Origin of the sequence: Neisseria sp. HMSC069H12 (assembly GCF_001812735.1) — a bacterium.
GTDB lineage: Bacteria > Pseudomonadota > Gammaproteobacteria > Burkholderiales > Neisseriaceae > Neisseria > Neisseria subflava.
Window position 1 is genome coordinate 1 of sequence record NZ_KV810291.1, and the last position, 3,711, is coordinate 3,711.

Here is a 3,711-nt window from a genome sequence, read left to right on the forward strand (position 1 = left end):
AGGTCTGCGGTGCGTAAGGCGCTGTATATGGCTACCGTGGTAGCGACACGTTTTGAACCGCTTATTCGGGATTTCTACCAGCGCCTGCTGTCCAAGGGTAAGCCGTATAAGGTTGCCGTTACGGCATGTATGCGCAAACTGCTGACGATATTGAATGCCCGTATGCGTGATTATTTTGCCGGGAACGGTACCACCGAAAACGGTATCACCGAAAACGGTATCCGAACGGCTTGATTTGAGTTTTGGTATTTTTGCCCGACGGGGTGAAAAATACAGTTGCTACGCTTGCTGTAATAAGAAAGCCATTATGGGGAATGAATGTAAAGATGCGGTAAAATTGTTGTAAATATTTGATGAAGATTTTCAGGCAGGCTGAAAAGTGGGAAAGCCGTCCGCGGTTGGGATGGCGGGCGGCTTTCAGGCTGTGTTGGTTTGGTGGCGGGGGGCTCTGCCACGCACGCGGTTTTGGGTGATTGGTGGCAGCGTGCGTGGCGAAGCCACATACCCTACGGATGCAGGCTACGCTTGCTACATTTAAAATTTAGGACGCACAAATGATGAAACACTTGCACTATCAAAAAGATGGCTAACAATTTGATAATTTTCCCCATCCCCATAATAACTTACAGGAATTGTAAATCTATTATCCTCTGCCTCATAACTAACGTAATAAAGATAATGACCAGTTTCTTCATCAAATAGTTTGTCAATTACGATAGTAAAGTTACTATTTGAGTACGCAACTCTATCATAAGATCGAGCTTGCCATTTGTAATGACCTTTATCTGTATCTTCTTTAATTTCATTTAGAAAATTAAAAAAATCATGACTCATGACTGTTCTCCTGCATAACAAGTTAAACAATTATCAATTCTAGCAATTATTCTGCTATAAAACTCAATATCCATCATAAATTCATCCTTATCTTTTTTTAAAATTTTTGGATTTTCCTTTCTAGTAACTCTACTAATTCTAGTTTCTAAGTGCTGAAAAAATCCAATATTCTTTATTACCTTGAATTCTTCATTTCCTAATTCTTTTGTTACCAAGTCTAATTCTTCATCTATTGCTAAAATTATTTCTTTATATTTATTATGATTTGGTAACATTTGCTTCAAAAAATCAATATGAATTTTTGCATATTCAAATTGTTTGTTCTGCAAACTATCTCGTAAATTGGATAAATACGCTTGTAATATAGAATTGTTCTGTAAACTTTTCTGATTTTTAAAATTGTTAATTTCGTCCCTAATCTTTTGTTGAATATCTTTCGCTTTTTTTATCTCAAAAAAAGTAATAACTAACGAAAAACAAGTAATTATTGTTCCATAATAAGAAAATTTATTCATTAACATAGTATCATTAACTATATTTTCTTCAAATTCTATTCCTGCAAAAATAAATAAAAATAAAATAAATATATAAATAATTAATTTCATATTTTGTTATCACCAAATAATAAACTCTCTTTAATTTCTCGTATTCTATCACGCAGAACAGCCGCTTCTTCAAACTGCAAATCCCTAGCCGCCTGCTGCATGGCTTTTTCCAGTTTGGCGATTTCTTTAATCGCGTCTTCTTCGTTGTGGATTTCTCCGACTTTAACCTTGTTTTTGCCTTTCAGACGACTTTTGCCGCCGTCTTCCTCGTGGTACACGCCGTCAATGATGTCTTTGACTTGTTTTTTAATTTGTTGCGGTACGATGCTGTGTTCTTCGTTGAATTTAATTTGTTTTTCGCGGCGGCGTTCGGTTTCGTCGATGGCGGCTTTCATGGAGTCGGTGATTTTGTCGGCGTACAGGATGGCGACGCCGTTCACGTTGCGCGCGGCGCGGCCTATGGTTTGAATCAGGCTGCGGTGGGAGCGTAGGAAGCCTTCTTTGTCGGCGTCGAGGATGGCGACGAGGGAGACTTCGGGGATGTCGAGGCCTTCGCGCAATAGGTTGATGCCGACGAGTACGTCAAATAGGCCGAGCCGCAAATCTCTAATGATTTCAACGCGCTCTACGGTATCGATGTCGCTGTGCAGGTAGCGCACTTTGATGCCGAGTTCGCTGTAATAGTCGGTGAGCTGTTCCGCCATGCGTTTGGTGAGGGTGGTAACGAGCACGCGTTCGCCTTTTTGGATGCGGTCGTTGATTTCGCTCATTAAGTCATCGACTTGGGTGGCGACGGGGCGGATGATGATTTGGGGGTCGACCAGCCCTGTGGGGCGGACGACTTGTTCGACCACTTGTCCGGCGTGTTCTTCTTCGTATTTGGCGGGGGTGGCGGAGACGAAGATGGTTTGCGGCATGACTTTTTCAAATTCGTGGAATTTGAGCGGGCGGTTGTCGCGGGCGGAAGGCAGGCGGAAGCCGTAGTCCACGAGGTTTTGTTTGCGCGATGCGTCGCCTTTGTACATACCGCCGATTTGGGTAACGGTAACGTGGCTTTCGTCGATGAACATGATGGCGTTGTCGGGCAGGTAGTCCATCAACGTGGGCGGCGGTTCGCCTTCTTTTTTGCCGGAGAAGTGGCGGGAGTAGTTTTCGATGCCTTTGCAGAAGCCCATTTCGTAGAGCATTTCGAGGTCGAAGCGGGTGCGCTGTTCGATGCGTTGTTGCTCGACGGGGCGTTGTTCGCGGGCGAAAAATTCGATGCGCTCGCGCAGTTCTTCTTTGATGGATTCGCAGGCGCGCAAGACGGTGTCGCGCGGGGTAACGTAGTGGCTGGACGGGAAGACGGTGTAGCGGCCGACGCGCTGGATAAGGCTACCTGAAAGCGGGTCGAACATATCGAGGCGGTCGATTTCGTCGTCGAACAGGCTGATGCGTAAGGCGTTTTCGGAGCTTTCGGCGGGGTACACGTCAATCACGTCGCCGCGCACGCGGAAGCTGCCGCGTTTGAAATCCAAATCGCCGCGTTCGTACTGCATGGAAACGAGCGTGGCGATGATGTCGCGCTGCTCGATGGTGTCGCCTTCTTTGACGGACAACACCATTTGTTGATACTCGGTCGGGTCGCCGATACCGTAAATGGCGGACACGGTGGCGACGATAATCACGTCGTCGCGCGTCATCAGGTTTTTGGTGGCGGAAAGGCGCATCTGCTCGATGTGTTCGTTGATCGCGCTGTCTTTTTCGATGAACAAATCGCGGCTGGGCACATAGGCTTCGGGTTGGTAATAGTCGTAGTAGGAGACGAAATATTCCACCGCGTTTTCGGGGAAAAACTCGCGCATTTCGGCGTAGATCTGGGCGGCAAGGGTTTTGTTGTGCGCCATGATGATGGCGGGGCGGCCGCTTTGCGCGATGACGTTCGCCATGGTGTAGGTTTTGCCCGACCCTGTTACGCCGAGCAGGGTTTGGTAGGCAAGGCCGTCTGAAAGCCCTTCGAGCAGGCCGGCAATGGCGGTGGGCTGGTCGCCGGCAGGTGGGAAGGGCTGGTGGAGTTTAAACGGAGAATTGGGATATTGTATGACTTCCATAAGACGGCCTGTTTTATGTTCAGGTAAAAAGAAGATTATAACAAAGGGCCGTCTGAAAATTGATAGTGTGCCAATCTGACGAGACTAAATATTTCATCTCCTTCCTTAGCTAACTGAGATTGGTTGTGTTAGCAGGAACAATACTTGGATGCTGGGCTGGGTCAGCTGGAGCGAATAACCCATCTTCATTCACCAAAGGACGTGCCTGTGCACGTCCTTTTTCTTTATCCGCATCCTCCCTT

The 3,711-nt window shown here is 46.5% G+C and carries 4 protein-coding genes and 1 pseudogene; 2 read left to right on the forward strand and 3 right to left on the reverse strand.

Annotation, left to right across the window (positions count from 1 at the left end; translation table 11 throughout):
- Positions 1 to 234, forward strand: a pseudogene (locus HMPREF2872_RS08590) (IS110 family transposase); the annotation flags it as partial.
- 145 nt (positions 235 to 379) lie between these two features.
- Positions 380 to 538, forward strand: a complete 159-nt coding sequence (locus HMPREF2872_RS11785) for a hypothetical protein (RefSeq protein ID WP_168164761.1) — start codon at positions 380 to 382, stop codon at positions 536 to 538.
- On the opposite strand, the gene HMPREF2872_RS08595 is transcribed toward HMPREF2872_RS11785, so the two are convergent.
- The 3 genes from HMPREF2872_RS08595 to uvrB are packed head-to-tail and all read right to left on the reverse strand — an operon-like array spanning position 535 to position 3,469.
- Positions 535 to 834, reverse strand: a complete 300-nt coding sequence (locus HMPREF2872_RS08595; RefSeq protein ID WP_070632944.1) for a hypothetical protein — start codon at positions 832 to 834, stop codon at positions 535 to 537. The genes HMPREF2872_RS11785 and HMPREF2872_RS08595 overlap by 4 nt on opposite strands.
- Positions 831 to 1,439 carry a hypothetical protein gene (locus HMPREF2872_RS08600; RefSeq protein ID WP_070632946.1) on the reverse strand — a complete coding sequence of 203 codons (609 nt, stop codon included), beginning with the start codon at positions 1,437 to 1,439 and terminating at the stop codon, positions 831 to 833. Before HMPREF2872_RS08600 ends, HMPREF2872_RS08595 begins: the two co-directional genes overlap by 4 nt.
- The gene (gene uvrB, locus HMPREF2872_RS08605; protein ID WP_070632948.1) at positions 1,436 to 3,469 is read right to left on the reverse strand and encodes an excinuclease ABC subunit UvrB; all 2,034 of its coding nucleotides are present in this window, start codon (positions 3,467 to 3,469) and stop codon (positions 1,436 to 1,438) included. Before uvrB ends, HMPREF2872_RS08600 begins: the two co-directional genes overlap by 4 nt.
- Between the last annotated feature and the right edge of the window lie 242 nt (positions 3,470 to 3,711).